General features: G+C 61.8%; 15 protein-coding genes, 1 pseudogene and 1 riboswitch. Of the genes and pseudogenes, 4 read left to right on the plus strand and 12 right to left on the minus strand.

Annotation, left to right across the window (positions count from 1 at the left end; translation table 11 throughout):
• Positions 1 to 95: 95 nt before the first annotated feature.
• The 5 genes from AB5Y82_RS00090 to AB5Y82_RS00110 all read right to left on the minus strand — a co-directional run bounded on the left by AB5Y82_RS00090 (position 96) and on the right by AB5Y82_RS00110 (position 4,287).
• Positions 96 to 983, minus strand: a complete 888-nt coding sequence (locus tag AB5Y82_RS00090; protein WP_368173502.1) for a YjjW family glycine radical enzyme activase — start codon at positions 981 to 983, stop codon at positions 96 to 98.
• A 10-nt stretch (positions 984 to 993) separates the two neighbouring features.
• A complete protein-coding gene (locus tag AB5Y82_RS00095; protein ID WP_201902589.1) occupies positions 994 to 2,520 on the minus strand; it encodes a YjjI family glycine radical enzyme in 1,527 nt (508 codons plus the stop codon).
• A 122-nt stretch (positions 2,521 to 2,642) separates the two neighbouring features.
• Complete coding sequence (locus tag AB5Y82_RS00100) at positions 2,643 to 2,978, minus strand: AzlD domain-containing protein (protein WP_064337378.1); 336 nt, start codon at positions 2,976 to 2,978, stop codon at positions 2,643 to 2,645.
• A 1-nt stretch (position 2,979) separates the two neighbouring features.
• A complete protein-coding gene (locus AB5Y82_RS00105) occupies positions 2,980 to 3,687 on the minus strand; it encodes an AzlC family ABC transporter permease (RefSeq protein ID WP_005340291.1) in 708 nt (235 codons plus the stop codon).
• Positions 3,688 to 3,807: 120 nt separating this feature from the next.
• Positions 3,808 to 4,287, minus strand: coding sequence for a murein L,D-transpeptidase family protein (locus AB5Y82_RS00110; RefSeq protein WP_005340284.1), 480 nt, complete (start codon positions 4,285 to 4,287; stop codon positions 3,808 to 3,810).
• A 278-nt stretch (positions 4,288 to 4,565) separates the two neighbouring features.
• Between AB5Y82_RS00110 and AB5Y82_RS00115 the strand changes: the two genes are divergently transcribed.
• Entirely contained in the window at positions 4,566 to 7,733 is a 3,168-nt protein-coding gene (locus AB5Y82_RS00115) for a S41 family peptidase (protein ID WP_201902590.1), read from the plus strand.
• 6 nt (positions 7,734 to 7,739) lie between these two features.
• Here the strand turns inward: AB5Y82_RS00115 and AB5Y82_RS00120 are convergent, their stop codons facing one another.
• Complete coding sequence (locus AB5Y82_RS00120; protein WP_103422459.1) at positions 7,740 to 9,032, minus strand: ferric reductase-like transmembrane domain-containing protein; 1,293 nt, start codon at positions 9,030 to 9,032, stop codon at positions 7,740 to 7,742.
• 308 nt (positions 9,033 to 9,340) lie between these two features.
• On the opposite strand from AB5Y82_RS00120, the gene AB5Y82_RS00125 reads away from it, so the two are divergent.
• Entirely contained in the window at positions 9,341 to 9,577 is a 237-nt protein-coding gene (locus AB5Y82_RS00125) for a hypothetical protein (RefSeq protein ID WP_159142974.1), read from the plus strand.
• 79 nt (positions 9,578 to 9,656) lie between these two features.
• Here AB5Y82_RS00125 and AB5Y82_RS00130 read toward each other — a convergent pair whose 3' ends face one another.
• Positions 9,657 to 11,522: a M3 family metallopeptidase gene (locus AB5Y82_RS00130; RefSeq protein WP_159142973.1), complete on the minus strand. Its 1,866-nt coding sequence runs from the start codon at positions 11,520 to 11,522 to the stop codon at positions 9,657 to 9,659.
• A gap of 276 nt (positions 11,523 to 11,798) precedes the next feature.
• On the opposite strand from AB5Y82_RS00130, the gene AB5Y82_RS00135 reads away from it, so the two are divergent.
• Positions 11,799 to 13,481, plus strand: coding sequence for a methyl-accepting chemotaxis protein (locus AB5Y82_RS00135; protein WP_159142972.1), 1,683 nt, complete (start codon positions 11,799 to 11,801; stop codon positions 13,479 to 13,481).
• Positions 13,482 to 13,746: 265 nt separating this feature from the next.
• A riboswitch (cyclic di-GMP riboswitch) is annotated at positions 13,747 to 13,832 on the plus strand.
• A 65-nt stretch (positions 13,833 to 13,897) separates the two neighbouring features.
• Positions 13,898 to 15,319, plus strand: coding sequence for an N-acetylglucosamine-binding protein GbpA (gene gbpA / locus AB5Y82_RS00140; protein WP_159142971.1), 1,422 nt, complete (start codon positions 13,898 to 13,900; stop codon positions 15,317 to 15,319).
• 150 nt (positions 15,320 to 15,469) lie between these two features.
• On the opposite strand, the pseudogene AB5Y82_RS00145 reads toward gbpA, so the two are convergent.
• From AB5Y82_RS00145 to AB5Y82_RS00165, 5 genes and pseudogenes are all read right to left on the minus strand, one after another.
• Positions 15,470 to 16,306: pseudogene (locus tag AB5Y82_RS00145) on the minus strand (transporter substrate-binding domain-containing protein).
• Complete coding sequence (locus tag AB5Y82_RS00150) at positions 16,303 to 17,064, minus strand: amino acid ABC transporter ATP-binding protein (RefSeq protein WP_159142969.1); 762 nt, start codon at positions 17,062 to 17,064, stop codon at positions 16,303 to 16,305. Before AB5Y82_RS00150 ends, AB5Y82_RS00145 begins: the two are co-directional and overlap by 4 nt.
• Positions 17,061 to 17,723 carry an amino acid ABC transporter permease gene (locus AB5Y82_RS00155; protein WP_159142968.1) on the minus strand — a complete coding sequence of 221 codons (663 nt, stop codon included), beginning with the start codon at positions 17,721 to 17,723 and terminating at the stop codon, positions 17,061 to 17,063. The genes AB5Y82_RS00150 and AB5Y82_RS00155 overlap by 4 nt, the downstream gene beginning before the upstream one ends.
• A 92-nt stretch (positions 17,724 to 17,815) precedes the next feature.
• Complete coding sequence (locus tag AB5Y82_RS00160) at positions 17,816 to 18,481, minus strand: amino acid ABC transporter permease (protein WP_159142967.1); 666 nt, start codon at positions 18,479 to 18,481, stop codon at positions 17,816 to 17,818.
• Positions 18,478 to 19,689: a threonine synthase gene (locus AB5Y82_RS00165; RefSeq protein ID WP_159142966.1), complete on the minus strand. Its 1,212-nt coding sequence runs from the start codon at positions 19,687 to 19,689 to the stop codon at positions 18,478 to 18,480. The genes AB5Y82_RS00160 and AB5Y82_RS00165 overlap by 4 nt, the downstream gene beginning before the upstream one ends.
• Between the last annotated feature and the right edge of the window lie 163 nt (positions 19,690 to 19,852).

Genomic DNA, 19,852 nt, shown 5'->3' on the forward strand with positions numbered 1-19,852 from the left:
CCGTCGTTCTCGCCCCCTCCAATAGACAGAAATCACAGTTGCGGCCTTTCCATGCCGCACCTCACGCCATGACGGTCACCGGATGACGCAACCACTCAGCCCATCAAGGCAGGCTGTGAGACCGGCCCCAATCCCGCTGCACGCAAGCGACTGGCCAGCTGTTCCAGCTCGGTTTGGTGAGCCTCTGGCCATTGCGCCGCCTCCCCCCGCACCCCGTGATGGCGAAAGCCGTTGAGGCGAATGGGCACAGGCCCCAGCCGCTGCAAGAAGGCGGCAAGATCTGCGTCCAGCTCACCACTCGCATCCAGAAAATCGCTCTTGCCCGGCACATGGAGCAGCCGCAGTTCGGCCAGCTTGCCGTGACTTGCCAGCAACCTGAGCGAAGCCAGCACCCGCTCGCGGCCATAGCCGGTCAGGGAGAGGTGTACCGAGTCACGCCACCCCTTGAGGTCGATCATGGCGCCGTCGAGCTGCGGCAGCAGCCGCTGCCAGCCTGTCTCCGCGAGCGAGCCATTGCTGTCGAGCAGACAGCTGAGATGGGCCAGATCCGGCGCCTCCTTGATGGCGCGAAACAGAGCCGCCACGAAAGGAAGCCGGGTGGTCGCCTCCCCGCCGGAGACGGTAATTCCGCTCAGCAATGGACCGTAGCGGCGCAACAGGGCCAGCACCTCGTCCACCGTCATGGTAGTAGTTTTGGGATTGGCGCTGCGCGGGCAGGCCTCAAGACAGGCGTCACAGTCGGTACAGAGCGCCTCCTGCCAATGAACCTTGCCCTCGCTCATGGTGAGGGCGCCGCTCGGGCAGACCCCAAGGCAGTCACCGCAATCGTCGCACAGCCCTATGGTGTGAGGGTTGTGGCAGCCGGGGCAGCGAAAGTTGCACCCTTGCAGAAACAGCACCAGCCGGTTGCCCGGCCCGTCGACACAGGAGAACGGCAGCACCCTGCTTACCAGGGCGCTGCGTGTTGGCAAGACATCAGCCATCGGTGCGAACTCAATACTCGCCGATAGTCGATTCGTGGGCGACCACTCGCGGAGCACGCTGACGAATGGCGGTCACTTCACTCGCCTCGGCACCGAGACAGGTGGTCTGCAAGCGCGATCCTTCTTCTGCAAAGCGGGCCACGTCGCTCTTGCGGATCATGTAGCCGGTCACCCGCACCAGATCGCTGTCGGCCACGTTGGCGGTGAACTCGCGCATACCGATGGCGAGCGCCCCCTTGCAGAGCTGCAGCAGCGCCTGCGGGTTCTGGCGGATGGTGGGATCCAGCGTCAGGATCTCGCTGATCCCCGAATGGTAATAAGTGTGGTGCGGTGCCAGCGCCAGCACATGACTGGCGGGATCCGGCTCCTGCCCGTAGGGAATGCGTACCCCGGGGGTGACTGCCACATCGATGCTGAGGCCACCTTGCGAGTGCAGCAGAGCGTGACCACCCCAGGCATGGGTCTGCGAGGTCGTGGTCACATAGGCGGAAAGCTGGGCCGAGATGCGATAGCCAAGCTGGTTCGCCTCCTCGCCATGGCCGTAGCGATCCGGCAGATTCTCTTTATCCATCAGGATATTGACCGCTTCCGCCATGCCGTAGATGCCAAACATGGGAACGAAACGATCCTCATCCAGCAACCCCTCCTTGACCAGGAAGCTGTCGAAGAAGCCGGACTCCTTATGCAAGAAAGCAGCCCGCGCTTCGATCAGCTGAGAAGCCAGGCGGCAGTAGTGGGGCAGCAGGCAGCCGAGGAAGTCATCTATCCCCTGGCACTGCTCGGCAACCCGCTTGAGGGAGATGCGCACCAGGGTATTGGCGCCACCGGCCTGCGGCAGGGCGTTGTAGCAGCTGACGATACCAAAACCACGCTGGTCGAAGGTATCGCGGTGGATCGGGTAGTTGGCGATGTGCGGCTTGCTGCACTCGGCGATGTTCTTCACCGCCTGCAGCAGCAGGCTGTCTGGGGTCTGCTCCGGATCGTGGAAGAAGGTGAGGTTCGGCGCTACCTGCTTGAGCTCGTTGTCGATACGCAGGATCAGGCGGCAGATGCGGTTGTCATCCGGCCCGATGTTGACGTGCATGAAGGCGTCCGGCAGCACCCGATCCAGATAGACCCAGAACCCCTTCAGCTTGCGATAGAGGGTCTCGTCATCCAGTTCGCCGACAAACGGCAACAGCAGATGGTCGAGCCGCCCCAGCCAGACCGGCATGCCGGTGACGGAGGGGACATGGTGATAGAGGATGCGCAGGGCGTTGAGCGCCTCGTCGAAATCCTGCGGCGCCGCCAGCTCCAGCCAGGCAGAGCCCTGAGTCAGAAATTTTTCATAGTCCGGCAGCACATAACGCGGCTTGTAGGGGGCGTGCCCTTCGAACATGTCGCAGATAAATCCCTGCTCCATCGCCTCGGCGACTGCGGCAGGCAGGTCGGGGTAGGGCAACGCATTCTCGGCGGCCAGCGCCAGTGAGTGGCTCTTCTGGGCGGCGGAGAGATGGGGATCGCGCACGATACGCTGACAGGTTTCGATCAAAGACATGGGACACTCCTTCACGGACAGAGCCCATATCCTCACCATTTGCAGGCCTTTTTTGAAGTGACATTCATGACATGACGGATGTCGAATAATGACATCCATTACACAAGATCACGGCTCGCGCTTCACCAAGGTAAGAGCTCGGCTATGCCTCCCAGCCAGCGCAGTAGAAAGAAGCCTCCCATTCCGCCCACCACCACAACCAGAGTCGGCAGCCGCAACAGGGTCAAGAGCATCACCCACAGGGTGGCAGTCAGGTAGTCAGGATCCCACTCAAGACCTATCCCCGGCTCGTAGCTAAAGACGATGGGCAACCAGATTGCAGTCAGCACCGACTGGGCCGAGAAGCCGAGAAACGCCCCCATCTCGGCACCCGGCTGATATCGGGTCAACCGAGAAAAGAAGGCGAAGCGGTTGAAAAAGGTGATCAGGGCCAGCAGGCCAATCATCAGCCAGCTCACGCTACCTCCTCATCCGGTGCAGCACATAGCCCACCACCATGCCAGCCAGAGCCGAGACGATGATGTGGATCTCCGCCAGCAGCGGCTTGGTAATCAACGCTGTGCCGCCGCTCACCAGAGTGGCCGCCACCATGGGCAAGTTTTTCATGGCGGGAATGGTCATGGCGATGAAGGTGGCCGCGATGGCAAAATCCAGCCCCATGCTGTCCAGTCCATCGATGTACTGACCGGCTGCGATGCCGAGCAGGGTCGCCAGATTCCAGAACAGATAGAAGACGAATCCCGCGATGAGCGCGTAGGCCGGATCGAAGTGGCCGCTGCGCTCCCGGTCTTTCAGCGCCACAGCGAACATCTCATCAGTCAGGAAAAAAGCAAGGCTGGCACGCCAGCGCAGGGAGAGCGGCAATACGTCACGGCGGAAGGTGAAGCCGTATAGCAGATGCTGGGAAGTGATCACCATGGTGGAGCTCATGATGGGCAGCAGGGGCGTGCCCGCCCCGAACAGGGTCGTGGCCGAGAGCTGGGCGGCTCCGGCGTAGACCAGCAACGACATCAGCTGAGCCTGAAGCGGACTCAGCCCTGCCTGTAACGCCAAAGCGCCACACAGGATCCCCCAGGGGATCACAGAAATGGAGAGCGGGAGCATATCCAGTGTGGCACGCCACCAGAGCATCCCCGTTCGCTCGGGCACGCTCGTTACTGACATCATGTGATCTTCCTTGTCACAGCCAAAGCGAGCCGAAAAAACTAGCACGGGACAGCAAGCGCTGTCACGTCATCACTGGCGGGAAATAAAACGCCCGCGGAGTCGCGGGCGTGCACAAGGGGATCAGGGCTCGATGACGATGGGCGTACCCGGATCAATCGCGTCCCACACCTCATCCAGTTCGTGATTGAGCATGGCGATGCAGCCATTGGTCCAGTTGGAAGGCTGAACCCTGCGGTTGCCAATGCTGTTGCGCTGGCCGTGGATCATGATCATGCCACCCGGACGAACACCCAGCTCATTGGCGCGCTTGATGTCATCCAGGTTCGGATAGTTGATATGGATGGCTTTGTAGTAGCCGGAATTGGTCTTCTTGTAGTCGAGGGTGTAGCGCCCTTCCGGCGTACGCTGATCCCCTTCCTGCTGCTTGTGCCCCTTGGGCGCCGGGCCCAGAGCAATCCAGTAGCGCTTCAGTTCTTTGCCATCCTTCATCAGGGTCAGGCTATAGGTCGACTTCTTGACCACCACCAAATCGGCTTTTTCGGTCAAGGCAAAACTCAATGCGGGCCAAAGCCCCAACAAACACAGTAATACGGCTCTCATTCCATCCCTCGACAAGCCTCTGGTGCGGGCTTTTCTTGTTACCAGATCATCTGAACGATGCCCGCCGAGCGGCGAGCGAGCGCCATGATATTGGATCGCCATCAATACTCAATATGCCCGGCAAAACATATCTTGCCGCAGCAAGGCCATCTTCCTTGAACGCCGTCATTTGGCATTGGTAATTAACAGTTAAAACAACAAGATACAAAAATTATCGCGCTGGCACCCGGGACAATGATCGGCGAAGATAACACTCCACTCCCCGACAGGATCATGCCATGCGCTCTTCGTGCCGCCTCGCCACCCTGCTGTTCTCGCCACTCCTGCTCTGGCTGCCCGCCAGTGTCGCCGCCGATGCACTCTGGCTGCGCGAGCCCGCCCTCTCCCCCGATGGCAAGCAGCTTGCCTTCACCTGGCAGGGGCGCATTTTTGTCGCCAGTGCCGAGGGTGGCCCCGCCACGGCGCTCACCGGCAGCGACTACCTGAGCCAGCGGCCAATCTGGTCGCCGGATGGCAAACAACTCGCCTTTGCCGCCAATCTCTACGGCAACGAAGATGTGTTCGTGGTACCCGCCAACGGCGGCGAGATGGTGCGCCTCACTCGCGATTCGCGCACCGATCTGCCGCAAGCCTTCAGCGCCGATGGCAAACGGCTGTTGCTGAGCAGCCAGCGCCTGGGCACGCCCGATGCCGACCATTTTGTCGCGGAAGGCTACCAATGGGGCGAGCTCTACTGGACCCCGATCACCGGCGGCACCTTGCAGGCCGATCTGCCGCTGCCTGCGACCCTCGCCCGCCCCCACGGGGAGCTGCTCGCCTATCAGATGCCCGCGGCGGATCAACCCTTTCGCAAGCATCAGCACTCGTTTGCGGTACCCCGCCTCTGGTTGTTTGATGGCAAGCAGCACAAGCAGCTGACCGAAGATCGGGTGGCGGCCACCGATCCGGTCTGGAGCGACAAGGGGGATACCCTCTTTTACCTGAGCGAGCGCAGCGGCGATTTCAACGTTTGGCGCCGGGATCTCGCCAGCGGCAAGGAGCAACAGCTGACCCACTATCAGGGCCATCCGGTGCGGGGGCTCAGCGCCTCTCGCAATGGCGATCTGGTCTGGTCATGGCTGGGCGAGCTCTATCGCCTCGATGCCGGTAGCAGCAAGCCACGCAAGCTGACCCTCGCACCGCAAGTGGCCAGCACGCCGGATGAGGCGAGCGAGGCCCTGACCCTGGCAGACGAAGCGCTGGTCAGCGAAGAGGCGGACGAGCTGATCCTGGTGAGCGAGGGCAACCTGTTTGCCGTCGACCCCGAGCGGGAGCGGGTGCGTCAGCTGACCCGCGATCCGAGCGAGCAGTCCAGCCCTCTCTTTGCCGAGCAGGGGCGCGCCCTCATCTATCTGTCGGAGCAGCAGGGGCACGCTGCCCTCTATCGCCTGCGCAAGGGGGATCCGGATCTGCTGTTCAGCGATCCCGGCACTCTGACCGAGAGCCTGCTGCTGGCGATTCCCGGCAAGGGGATCAGCCGTCCGGTGCTCTCCCCCAACGGCAAGCAGCTCGCCTTCGTGGTGGATGGCCAGGCCATCCACCTGCTCGATCTGGCGAGCAACAAGCAGCGGGAGCTGGTGCCTGCCAGCTTCAACCCGTCGCGCCACGAGGTACATCTCGCCTTTGCCCCCGACTCCCGCCATCTGGCGCTCACCTTCCGCCCCGATGCAGCAGAGCAGGAGATCGCAGTGATCGACACGGCCAATCCCAAGGCCAAACCGGTCAATGTCAGCCTCAACGGCTATCAGGATGGGCAACCGGGCTGGAGCCAGGATGGCGCCATTCTCTACTGGCAATCGACCCGGTTTGGCGCACTGGGGCCCGATGGCGAGCCCCTCGTCACCAACCTGCTCGGCATTTACAGCAGCCGCACCGCCAGAGCCGATGCGATTGCCGAGCTGGAGCCGCCGAAAGGGGGATACGGCTTTGAGAGCGATCGTCTCAACCATCGAGAAGCACTGCTGCTGCAACCCACCGGGACCCTGCTCGCCAGCCGCATCATCGGTGACCAGCTGATCTATCTGGTGGAGGAGATGGGGGTCAACAGCGAGAGCGAGATCAAGGGCTACAGCCAGGATCTGCGCAAAGGCAAAACCAGCGAACTGTTTGGCGAGCAGGCCGGCCCAGCGCTGGCAAGCCTCAACCAGCAGGGCACCCTGGCGACCCTGGTGCGGGATGGGGAGATCACCCGGATCCACCTCGACTCCGGCGAAGCTACCAGCGCCCCCTTCGCCTTGCAGCCCACCAGCCGCTGGCAGGCACGCATGACCGCCGCCTTCGATCAGATCGCCCGGCTCACCCGGGATGAGTTCTATCTGGACGATATGAACGGAGTGAACTGGGATAGCTATGTCGCCGCTTACCGCCGCCTGCTGCCGGGCATCGGCAACCCGCGGGACTTTGGCAACCTGTTGGCGGAGCTGGCTGGCGAGCTCAATGTCTCCCACACCTGGGGCAGCGGCCCCGCCCCCTTCCCGCGCATGGCGGATGAGACCGCCAGCCTTGGCGGCTACTGGCAGGATGGCGAGCAAGGGGTGATGCTCACCGCCCTGCTCTCTGGCGGCCCGCTGGATCAGGAGAGTGATATCGCCCCGGGCGCCCGCCTGCTCGCCATCAACGGCGTCCCGATTGCCAATCTGGCCGAGCTGGATCGGGCCCTCAACCATCAGGCTGGTGCCCGGCTTGCCCTCACCTTCCAGCAGGCGGGCAACAAGCAAACTGACGAAGTGGTGCTCACCGCCATCGACAAACAGCAGGAGTACCAGCTGCAACAGGATCGCTGGATTGAGAAACGGCGGGAGCTGGTGGCCAGGCTGAGCGGAGGACGGGTCGGCTACGTCTATCTGCCGGCAATGAATAGCGAGGTCTACGATGCGGTGGTGGCGGATGCCCTCGGCAGACAGCGCAATCGCGATGCGCTGATCGTCGATGTCCGCTTCAACAGCGGTGGCTATCTCGCCAATACCCTGGTGGAGTTTCTGACCGGCAGCGGCAGCGCCAAGGGGATGGCCAGCAGCTGGCCCCGTCAGGGCAAGGGGGAAACCGATGCCGCCACTCGCCAGTGGACCAAGCCTTCGGTGGTGCTGGTGAACGCCGCCAGCTACTCGGAAGGCTCCGCCTTCCCCGAGTACTACCGCGCCCTCAAGGTCGGCCCCATCGTCGGCGATCCGGTGCCCGGCACCGGCACCATGGTCTACAGCCACGACTCCCGGCTGATCCCGGGGCTCTCCTACGGCATTCCGACCCTGGGGCTGCGCAAACCGGACGGCACCTTCTACGAGAATCAGGAGCTGATCCCGGATCTGCAGGTGCCCCTCACCCCCGCCGACATGGTGGCCGGACGGGATCCGCAGCTGGAAGCAGCGGTACAAGCCGCCCTCAAGCCGTTGCCCGCCAGCACCAAATAACTGCGCTCAACGAAAGCGAAACAGCTCGCGATGCAGATGCCCGTCCGGCAACAGCCGGGTCAGGGCATCTGCCATCCCCTCCGGCCCGCAAAACCACACCTGCTCGGGCGCATCCTGCGCGATGCGGGCCAGATCCAGCCGCCCGGCCGCCTTGTCCAGATGCAACTGATAACGCACACCGGTGCGATGACAGAGCTCGGCCAACCGTTGGTGATAGACAGCCCCCACTAGGTCCGGCGCGCACTGGATCAGGGTGATCCCCTCGCCCCGCTCCCCACGGGCAGCCAGCCCCTCCAGCCAGGCGACGAACGGCGTGATACCGATCCCAGCCCCCAGCCAGAGGGCTCGGCCTCCCCCTTGCGGCGCAACAAAGGCGCCATAGGGGCCGGTCACCACCACCTCATCCCCGACGCGCGCCTCTGCCACCAGCTGGCGGGTATGATCCCCGAGCGCCCGCACCGCGATCACCAACTGGCGCCGATCCGCTGACACCCGCACCAGGGTAAAGGGGTGCGGCCCCTCCTTGGCGTCAAACTCGAAGAAGGCAAACTGACCCGGGCGGTAATGGGCGAGCGGCCGCTCCAGCTCCATGGTCAGCTCGCAGGTGTGATCCGCCAGCGCGCGCACCGCAATGACCCGGCCCGGATGGCGATCCCGCGCCCCCACTTGTCCCAGCAGGGAGTAGAGGGCCCCGATAGCACCGATCCCGCCGATCAACCAGATCGCTACCCCAACCGGCGTCATGGCTCCCACCTGAGGCAGCAGGCAGAGCCCGTGGCCCCAACCCGCCAGATAGATGAGCGGCGCCAGTCGATGGATCAGCCGAAAACGGCCATAACTCACCAGCGCCAGCAAGCTCACTACCACCAGCGCAATCAGCAGATAGAAACTCCACTCACCCAGGGTATTGCCAAGGGCATGGAGCGAGATGCCATTACCTGCACCAGCTCCAGCTGCACTGGCCCCACGCCGGGCGGGACGACTCAGCCAACCCGCCGAGACTGCCCACTTCGGCATCTCCACCAGCAGCCAGTGGGCAGTCAGCGCCAATGCGCCACCGATGGCCGTCTGACGGTGAAATCGCAACATCCGGTCCAGACCGCCACACCACACCTCCAGCTGCGGCAGGCGCAACGCCAGCAACAGCGAAATCGCCATATAGGTCATCCCCAGCAGGCCGGTCAGCAATAACATTTCATGGCGCCAGGGCCACACCCCGTTGGCATCCCCCGCATAACCGAGCCACCAGACCCCGACCGCCAGCAGTGGCAACAGCCACCAAACCCGTTTATCCGTCATAACATGCTCCCTGGTTCCATCGCGGCAGGGCCTCATCTCCCTGCTCATGGCACCATTGCACACCCGTCCGGTCACAAGACTTTGCCAGAGGGGGAAGCTTGTGTGGCAATGTATGACAAACGGAAACAAAAGAGGGGCCGACTGGCCCCTCGTGATCACCCTTGTTGGCTCGCCCCTCTTCACAGGAGATGGCGCACAATCCACCTCCGCTGTGATTGACGATCTGCCAGAAAAAGGAATCAAATGGGGATGTTACATATCTGCGGCGGAAAACCTGCTGCCCACTCTTCTGGACAAGGAGATCCCCCTTGCTTTCATCCACCGAACAACGCGTCTGCCCCAGCTGTCAACGCGAGACCAACCATGTCGTGGTGCTGGTCGACAAATCATTTGGCAAACAGCCGACACCGAAGCAAAAACGCACAGCCTTTATCAAGGACTTCATTACCGGCTGGGCTGCCGGCCCCTTTCTAGCCAACATGGATCGCTTTGAACGCCACGCCATCTGTGAAAATTGCGGAAATAAAGTCATTGATGAATCGTGAATAATAAAAAAAGAATGGCAGGAAGGTCGCCCCTCCTGCCAATTGCCTATTCATATCAAGCCTTCCTTCATCACATCACTTACTGCACGCAGCTCAGCTCCTCTCTGACATCTCCAGCAAAGTAGCACCGGGTAATCCACGCCTCGAAGTCGGCCAGCATGCGGGTTTCCGACTCGCTGTTGTCGGCGATAAGCTCGGCGCCATGTACCACCCGGATATGAGCATCGAGCGGGCTTCCCTCGCCAGCCGCGGGGCGCTGCTGGGCGGCGGCCATGCAGGCTTGCGCCTGTTGCCACGCCTCGGCGGCGATCAGGTTGCATGCCTCGGCCAGCGGCACCGCGCTGAATCCCTCGCCAGTCAGGCTGCGCAAAGTCTCATCGTGACTCATGCCATTGCCCGGTCCCCAGTAGTGGGCGGCCAGATCCGGCCCGATACGCGGGTTGTCAGTGAGGTAACCATCACGCTTGAGGAAGTAGGCGCGGGTCTGCTCCACCGCCATCAGCGCCAGCAGGTAGCCGTGATAGGCGCAGGCTGACTCCTGATTAAGAAGGTGCGGAATGGCCAGCAGCGGGCGCGGGCTCTCCACCCCGAGGATCTTGCGCTCCCACTGGCGGGCCAGCGCCAGTACTGCATCGGGAGTGCGCTCGGCCTCATCCATGGCGTAGAGATCCCGCTCGAAGTAGGCCACCAGCGCGATCTGGCGTTCGTTAAAAGCGCGAAATGGCTGACGCGCTTCGATCATCTCCTTGATAAGCGCATCGGGGATCGCCTCTCCCGCTGCATTTCTGGCGTAACGTTTGAGCCAATCGGCATCGTCCAGCAGGCTGTCGCAGAACATCGACTGGGTCTCGGCATAGGCCATGGAGGTGGGCGGAAACTCCTGTGAGAAGCAGGGCGCGTTGCCGGTGACATTGGCAAAGTGCGCAGCGTGGCCCCCCTCGTGGAACAGGGTGTTGAGGCCACTCCAGCCGCTGCCCACCTGCGCAGGGTCGGCCAGGCTGGTGAAGTTGACCACCGCAGGTATCCACTCACCCTGCTGGAAGAAGCTCGGTACCGGGCCGTGGCAGAAGCCGTTCTCGTATTTCCCCTCTCGGGTCAGCAAATCCAGCGTCAGGGTCGCCCCGCGATACTGGATGCCGAGCCGACGGAAACTCTCAACCCAATCCCGCAACGCCCGCGAGAAGGGCACGTAAGGATCGAGCTGGCGGGTCACGTCGCCGCTCACGCTGTAACGCAGGTTGTGAGGCAGCAGGGCCGCCTCGCCCTTGGCGGCCTTCAGCTCGACCAGACTCTGGTGCAAGCGGGCATCGGTGCGGGCAATAAAGTCGTCAAGGATGGCGAACAGCTGCTCCGGGCTCATCTGCTCGTTCTTGCGCACCTTGTAGTCGAAGTAGTCGCGATAGCCCATGGCGCGGGCAAAGCGGTTGCGGATCGCCACCACCTCGAGAAAACCGTTGCCGACCACCCACTGCTCCAGGGTGTGGAACATGGCGAGCGCGCTCTGGCGCACCGCCTCGTTAGGGCTGGCGGCAAGGGAGGTGCTGGCGGCAGGCAGGCTGCCTGCGACCTGCTGGCCCTGCTCATCCAGCAAGGTCAGTTTCAGCCCCTTGCGGCGGGCGAACAGCGCCGCCTCGACAGCCACCAGCTCATCCATCAGGGCGGCCGCGGCGGGATCTTCAATCACATTGCACTCGAAGAAGACGATCCAGCCTTGCAGACCGCGCTTGAGATCATCCTCGTCGGCCTGCGCCAACATCTCCCGCAATTCGGGCAGACGGGCCGGATTGGCACAAAAGGCCTTGTAGGCCTGCTCGGCCGCGGTGAAACCGGCCTGATCATCGCTGGTGCCCATATAGGTGGACCAGAAGAGATCCTCCTTGCGCCTGTGCACCTGCAGGTAGTCGGCGCTGAGCTGGTTGAAGTAATTCCTGGCAATGGAACTCATAAATTCCCTCTTGTTATGGGGTCACCCGCAGCGGGGCCCACTCCTTTTTTTGAAGAAATGCCAAACCATTCACACTCTTTGGCAAAAATTGCGCTGGGATGCGCATCAACACGCTACCAAAAAGTGGGGGTTGCTGTCTGCTGACTATACTGATGTTAAAACGCTCATTTGAGAAAGCTCGGCAAGAGACTGAAAGTAAATGAGTTGTTAACTCTTACGAACTGGCTGCCGCGGTACAGAGCCACATAAAATCAACAGGGAAATGAGGGTTTAGTCATGTTCAAGCTCGGTGATATTACCGTGAGCCGCAAATTGATTTTGCTGCTCACACTGGCGTTTGTCGGTTTTGTCTCGCTGCTGCTTATCTCGGCCAACGCGCTCCAGCGCAATCTGATGAGCGAGCGAGAGGCGCGGCTCAATGCGGTACTGGAGCAGGCCATGAGCCAGATCCAGTTTCTGGCCAGCACCCTGCCAGCAGAGCAGGCCCAGCAGGAGGCGCGCAAGCTGCTGACCAACACCCGCTTTGATGGCAACAACTATTTATTCGTCATCGACGAGAACCGCACCATGGTGGTTCACCCCATCCGCCCCGAACTGGTCGGCCAGAAGATGGGTGAAGGGGGCGCCGCTACCGCCGGGCAGTTCTGGTATCAGATGGTGGATATCGCCAAAGGGGGCAAACAGGGCACTCTGCAATATGTGTGGGTCGGCCCGTCGGGTGAAACCGCCGACAAGCTCTCTATGGTATCCGGCTATCAGCCCTGGGGCTGGATCCTCGGTTCCGGCATGCTGCTGCAGGATATTCAGCAGACCATCTGGGCCCAATACATGAAGATGGGGACCGCCACCGCCATCGTGATCCTGCTGATGGGGCTGCTGGGCTGGCGCATCACCCACTCCATCGTCTCCCCCCTCAGTCAGATCAACCACGCCATGCAGCGGGTCGCCAAGGGGGATCTGGTGGTAAGCATCCCGGTACAGGGCAAGGATGAGCTGGGAGTGGTCGCCCACTGTACCAACCAGAGTCTCGATGCCATCCGTCACGCCCTGCTGGAGGCCAGCCAGGGGGCCCGCAACGTGGCGGATGCCGCCCTGCGCATCGCCGCCTCTGCCGAGCAGACCAATCAGGCGGTGACCAGCCAGCGGGATCAGCTGGCCCAGCTCGCGACCGCCATGAACGAGATGAGCGCCACCATCTCCGATGTGGCCGGACACGCCGAAAATACCGCGCGGGATACCCAGGAAGCGACCGGTGAAGCCGGGCTCGGCAACCGCGACGTTCACGCCAGCGTGCACGGCATCAAGGCGCTGGCCACCGAGGTGGAGCAGGCCACCCAGCAGGTCAACCAGCTCAAAGAGGGAGTGATGCAGATCAGCGAAGTGACCGCCGTCATCAGCGCCATTTCGGAGCAGACCAACCTGCTGGCCCTCAACGCCGCCATCGAAGCAGCCCGCGCCGGCGAGCAGGGCCGCGGCTTTGCCGTGGTGGCCGACGAGGTGCGCCAGCTGGCCAGCCGCACTCGCCAATCCACCGAAGAGATCCAGAGCACCATTGCCCAGCTGCAGCAACGGGCCGTCACCGCCGCCAACGCCATGGATACCAGCCGCAAACTGGCAGAAAGCAGCGTCAACCAGTCCCAGCAGGCGGGGCAGGATCTCACCCTGATCGTCAACCACATCCAGCATGTAAGCGACATGGCAACCCAGATCGCTACCGCCGCCGAGCAGCAGAGCATGGTGGCCGAGGATATGAACCGCAACGTCAGCGGCATCAACGACTCGGCGCTGGAGATGTCCCAGTCCGCCTCGCAACTGGCGCAGGAGAGCGAGTTGCTGGCCGGTCTCTCCCGCAGCCTGGATGAGCGGCTTGCGGTGTTCAAACTGGGCAAGGAGCCCTCCACTGCGCCAATGATGGCTCCCGTGTCTCCCCCGTCAGGCGAGCAGCGCGCCCGTCATTGATGGCGTCAATCCGTGTCGCTTTGTCACCCGACCTGCCAGCCAAGCTGGCAGGTTTTTTTTACGTCAGCAACACGCAATCAACATGCATCTTATCGGCATATTCAACGTTAATCGGTGCCATTCACAGATAAGAGAACAATTTAAAAACAGCCAGTTAGAATGATTTTCGCGCCATTGAATGGCGCATTTAAACATTTAACTTCAAATAATTAATCAATGCAGTGCACAATGCTGATGGCCGAACATTTGGCCCATCACTAACCATCTAGTCATTTGGCAAACTGACCGAAAGGTCGGGACGCAAAGCCTCCGGTCTACAGACGTTTTGTCCAGGATAGCGGGGTTGCCACACGCAAGTGTGCATCGGGGAACTCCCCGGCCAACTGACTGCCCACATCTATCGAACAGAGGAATGTATGGCAGCAAAAATCCAACTCAATCACATCGCGGTGGTGCTGGCCCTGCTGGCCAGCGGCAGCGCCCTGGCCCACGGCTACATCAGCCAGCCCGAGAGCCGCAACTACCTGTGCAAAACAGGTGGCAACAGCCAGTGTGGCGGCGTGCAGTGGGAGCCCCAGAGCGTGGAGGGCCCATCAGGCTTCCCGCAAACCGGCCCGCAGGATGGTCAAATCGCCTCGGCGGGCAGCCCGCGCTGGAGCGAGCTGAACATCCAGACCAGCGACCGCTGGACCAAGCGTGAAGTACAGCCCGGCCCCTTCGCCATCAGCTGGACCTTCACTGCCAACCACGTCACCCGCAACTGGCGCTACTACCTCACCAAGCAGGACTGGAACCCCAACCAGCCGCTCACCCGCGCCTCGTTCGATCTGACCCCCTTCTGCGTCATCGACGGCAACATGGTGCAGCCGCCCAAGCAGGTGACCCACAACTGTGTCCTGCCGGAGCGCACCGGTTATCAGGTGATCCTTGGCGTGTGGGAAGTGGGCGACACCAGCAACAGCTTCTACAACATCATCGATGCCAAGTTCAAAGATGGTAGCCAGCCGCCGCTGGAGTGGAGCCAGGCAGGCACCATCTACCCCTCCATTGACCTTGCCGTGGGTGACAAGGCGATGACCCGGGTATTCGATGCCAACGGCGAGCGCCCCGATCTGCAGACCGTGCTGACCATCACCAATGCCGAGCAGGGCCAGAAGAACAGCTGGGCTCATGCCCTCGCCAGCAAGATCAACGCCGAGCAGAGCCTGATCCGCGCCGGTCAGCAAGGAGCCGATGGTCAGTTCAATCCGGTCTACGGTATGAACCCCGTCTATCTGCATCGAGACAGCAAACTGGATCGAGTCGAGATAGATCTGCAACAGCTGCAGCCACCGGTAGTGGACAGCATCAGCGTCAGCGGTCTGGCCAGCGACTATGTGCTGGACAACGGCAAGGCAACCCTCGATTTCACCGTCACCGCACAGGGCGATCTGGCCGTCACCAACACCCTCTATGACCACGGCGGCGTCGCCAAGGGTGAAAGCAGTGCCGACATCAAGGACAGCAGCCACACCTTTACCATGGCGCTGGAAGGGCTCAATGCTGGTCACCACCAGCTGGTGATCAAGGCCACCCCGAAAGCGGGCGGCGAGACCATCCAGCAGACCATGGACCTGATGTTCAAGGAGCAGAGCAGCGGCGAATACGACTTCGTCTTCCCGAACTCGCTCAAATCCTATGCCGCCGGCACCAAGGTGCAGCAGCCGAAAAATGGCAAGGTCTATCAGTGCAAGCCCTTCCCCTACAGCGGCTACTGCCAGCAGTGGACCACCACCGCCACCCAGTACGAGCCGGGCATCGGCTCCCAGTGGCAGATGGCGTGGGATGAAGTGCACTAACCCACGCTTGGGCACATAAAAAAGGGCGTCCTCTCTAGCAGGGGACGCCCGGAAAAATCAAACCTTGCGGTTTGCAGACCAACGGAACCAAGACATCACTCTTCACTTACTTCACACACTCAACACACTCTTCAGAACAGGGCTTGTCCATTAACCCTGCCATTTTCCTCCTTCGACGATCACATCGTTGGGATCTGTATCGGCGCTCAACTTGTCACGCACATACTGGTCATAGAGCTTGAGCAGGTATTTCTCTTCCCCCAGCTTGGCGAGACGGTCGTTGACCCAGTCACGCAGCTCAAGATTGCCCTTCTTCACCGCCGGGGCGATGGGATCTTCCGAGCCCAGTTTTTCGGGCAATACCCGATAGCCCGGATTCTCCTTGGCCCAGCTGAACAGCACCAGATTGTCCTAGGCGTAGGCATCGCCACGACCCTGGGCCAGCGCCTGCAAGGATTCGGTATTCTTCTCGAACTTGAGCACCTTCCACTCCGGGTGGTTGCGGGTCAGCCAGATGTCGGCCGTGGTGCCGGTGGTCACGATCAGGGTCTTGCTGGCCAGATCGTCGAGCTTCTTGGCCGGACTCCCTTCCGGCACCAGCACCTGTACCGCCACTCGCAGGTTCGGGTTGGTGAAATCCACCACCTCGCGCCGCTCCGGGGTCACCGTCATATTGGCGAGGATCAGATCCACCTTGTCGCTCTGCAGGAAGGGGATGCGGCTGGCTGGCTCCACCGCCACGAACTCGATCTTGTTCTCGTCCCCCAGCAGATCCTTGGCGAAGCGGCGGCCCAGATCCGTGTCAAAACCGACGTAGTTGCCCTTCTCGTCCACATAGCCAAACGGCGGTTTGTCGGTGAAGACGCCGACAATGAGCTTGTCCCGCGCCTTGATCTTGTCGAGGGAACCGTCCGCCGCATGGGCAGCGCCGCTGGCGAGACCCAGCCCCAACAAGGCACTAAACAGAACCGAGGTTATTTTTTTCATGCTGACTCCTTTCGTTTGATGACATTTGTATAAGAAAACTTGGCGAGGAACTGGCGCGCACGCAGGCTCCCGGGATTGTCGAAAAATTGATGGGGCGCGGCCTGCTCCAGAATGTGGCCGCCATCCATGAAGACGATGCGATCCGCCACCGCCCGGGCGAAGGCCAGCTCGTGGGTGACGATGAGTAGGGTCATGCCGCTGCCGGCGAGATCGCGGATCACCTCCAGCACCTCCTGCACCATCTCGGGGTCGAGGGCGGCGGTTACCTCGTCAAACAGCATCACCTGCGGGTTCATGCACAGCGCCCGCACGATGGCGATACGCTGCTGCTGACCACCGGAGAGCTGGCGCGGATAGTCATGGCGCCGCTCCCACAGGCCGATGCGGGTCAGCAGCTGCTCGGCTTGCAGCAGCGCCTCTGCCCGCTCCCGCTTTTGCACCTGCAGGGGGCCAAGCAGCACGTTTTCCAGCACCGTCAGGTTGGGGAAGAGGTGATAGCTCTGGAACACCATGCCGATCCGCTGGCGCACCCGCTGCCAGTCGGTGGCACCATCCAGCAGCACACCATCGAAGCGGATCTCGCCCCCCTGAATGGGCTCGAGCCCGTTGAGAGTGCGCAGCAATGTGCTCTTGCCGCAGCCGCTCGGCCCCAGAATGACGATCACCTCCCCGGCGCGCACGCTGAGGCTGATCCGATCCAGCACCAGATTCGGGCCGAACTGTTTACTGACAGAACCGAGTTCAAGCAGAGGTGTCATACCGCATTACCCCATTGTTGCTCCAGCCGGCGCGAGGCGAGCGAGAGCGGATAGCAGACCAGAAAAAAGAACAGAAACAGCAGACCGTAAATAAGCAGCGAGCCATAGGTGCGTTCGATGATCTGCTGGCCCACCTTGATCACCTCCACCACCCCGATCAGCACCGCCAGCGAACTGGTCTTGATGATGCGGGTGTAGATGTTGATGGTCGGCGGCGTCAGCCGCTGCAACGCCTGCGGCAGCAACACATGACGATAGAGCTGCCAGGTCGAGAGCCCGAGCGCCAACCCGGCCTCCTGCTGACCACGGGCGAGGGAGTTGAGGCCACCGCGCACCACCTCTCCCACCTCGCTGGCGCCCCAGAGGGCGAGTACCAGCACGGCGCACCAGAAGGCCGGAATATCGAGGCCGAAAAAGATCGGCAACCCGAAGAAAAAGAGATAGAGCCACACCAGCACCGGCACTACCCGAAACAGCTCGAGATAAAGCCGCAGCAGACCCCGCACCAACCGGCCGCCCTGTTGTGCCAACACGCCGTAAGCGATACCGCCGAGGGTGGCAAACAGGATGGCCAGCAGCGAGATGGCGAGGGTCTGGCCTGCGCCCACCGCCAGCAGTGGCAACGCCTGCGTCAGCTGCTCAGTAACGGAATTGACCATATTGAGCCCTCCTTTCCTGCGCCTCGGTGGCAAATGACTGCGGCAGCTGGAAGATAAGTGCCCACATCGGGATCCTCGCCTGCATTAGCGATTCAGTGACCGAACTGACCATGTTGCAGCCTCCTTTCAACGACGCGCAGAGCGAGGGAGAGCGGCAGAAAGATCAGCACGCACATCAAGGTCAGTACCGCCAGCATCTCGTAGGTCTTGTAGTAGAGGGCGATGTAATTCTTGGTGGTGTAGAGCAGCTCTGGCACCGCCACCGCCGAAGCCACGGTCGTCTCCTTGAGCAGGAAGATGAAGTTGGCAAACAGCGCGGGCAGGCTGGCGAGCCAGGCCTGGGGCAACTGCACGTGGCGCAGCAGTTGCCAGCGAGAAAGCCCGATGGCCCTGCCAGCCTCCAGCTGACTGGCGGGCACCGCCTGAATGCCCGCCCGCAGCGCCTCGGTCAAATAACCACCGCCGAGGAAGGTCATGGCAATCACCGCGGTAGTAAACCCGGAGAGCGACAAGCCGAGCGCAGGCAGCCCGAAATAGAGGAAGAAGAGCTGGATCAGCAGCGGCGTGTTGCGGGCCAGCTCGACATATCCGCGGATCAGGGCGCTGAGCGGCCGCTTGTGCAGGATCAGCAGGGCGACGTTGAGCAGGGCGACCGCCAGCGAAGTGAGGATCACTATGGTTCCCAGCTGCAAGGTGACCCAGACCGCCTTGCCGAAGGCGGGCAGCGTTGTGACGATAAAGGGCAGATCCAGATTCATGCCGGGATCCTCCCGTCACGCTGCAGACGCTGGGGCAGCACAGTGATCGCATCCGGGTACTTGATGCCGGTACCGGTATTGAGCACCACGACCTGCTCTCCCCCACGGATCCAGCCAGCCTCGCGCAGTTGACGAGCAGCAGCAAACGCAGCGGCCCCCTCAGGGCAGACAAAACTGCCCTCGCGAGAGGCAAGCTGGCGGATCTCGCTCTGGATGGCCTTGTCATCCACCGCGATGGCGCAACCCTCGGTGCGATAAAGGGCGTCCAGCACCAGAAAATCCCCCAGCGCCTTGGGTACATTGATGCCGAACGCCAGCGTTTGGGAGTCGGGCCAGAAGCTCGATTCGGTGGCTCTCTGTTGCCACGCCTCTACGATGGGCGCGCAGCCACTCGCCTGTACCGCGACCAGTCTGGGCAACGCGCCCTTGACCCAGCCCAGCTCCTGCAGCTCGCGCAGCGCCTTGTAGATACCGATGAGGCCGACCCCGCCACCGGTCGGATAGATGATCACATCCGGCAGGGTCCAGCCCAGCTGTTCGGCAATCTCCAGCCCCATGGTCTTCTTGCCCTCAATCCGGTAGGGCTCCTTCAGGGTTGAGGCGTCAAACAGGGATTGCTCTGCTACCGCCTGCGCCACCTGACGACCGGCGTCGCTGATCAGGCCATCCACCAGATAGAGACGGGAACCGGCGAGAGAGGTCTCCAGTCGAGTGATGGCGGGGGCTGCCTGCGGCATAACGATGGTGCTGCGCAGTCCGGCGCGGGCACCGTAGAGCGCCCATGCAGCCCCTGCGTTGCCGTTGGTCGGCATGGCGAAGTGAGTGACGCCGAGTTCACGCGCGCGGGAGATGCCCACAGCTGCACCACGAGCCTTGAAGGAGCCGGTGGGGATGACGCTCTCGTCCTTCATCCAGAGATCCGGAATACCGATCTGCTTGCCCAGCGTGGGCAGCCGTAGCAGCGGGGTAAGCCCCTCACCCAACGTCACTACGTGGGCGGGATCCCGTACCGGCAGCAACTCGTGATAACGCCACAGGCTGGCCGGGCGCCCCAGCAATGCCGCCGGGTGCCATGCTCGCTTCAGCGCATCGAGATCGTAGCTGGCCAGCAGTGGCGCACCTGCCCGGCTCAGTTGCCAGGGCTGGTCAGCCTCATGGATCTCGCCACTCTTGCTGCAACGCAGATGTGATAGGTAGCTATACGGCATGCTTTATCCTGAATGGATCGACTTTGGTCAGTCACTTATTCCATCCTGCAACCCAAGTACCGGATAACAAACAAAATTAACTGGCAAACCTAAGTGAAAAAATTCATATGAAGCCGTCTGTTTTCGCTGGCAATCTCATCTGCCAGCAATAAGGAAGGGGAGC

The organism is Aeromonas sp. s13, assembly GCF_040907905.1.
Classification (GTDB): Bacteria; Pseudomonadota; Gammaproteobacteria; order Enterobacterales; family Aeromonadaceae; genus Aeromonas; species Aeromonas veronii.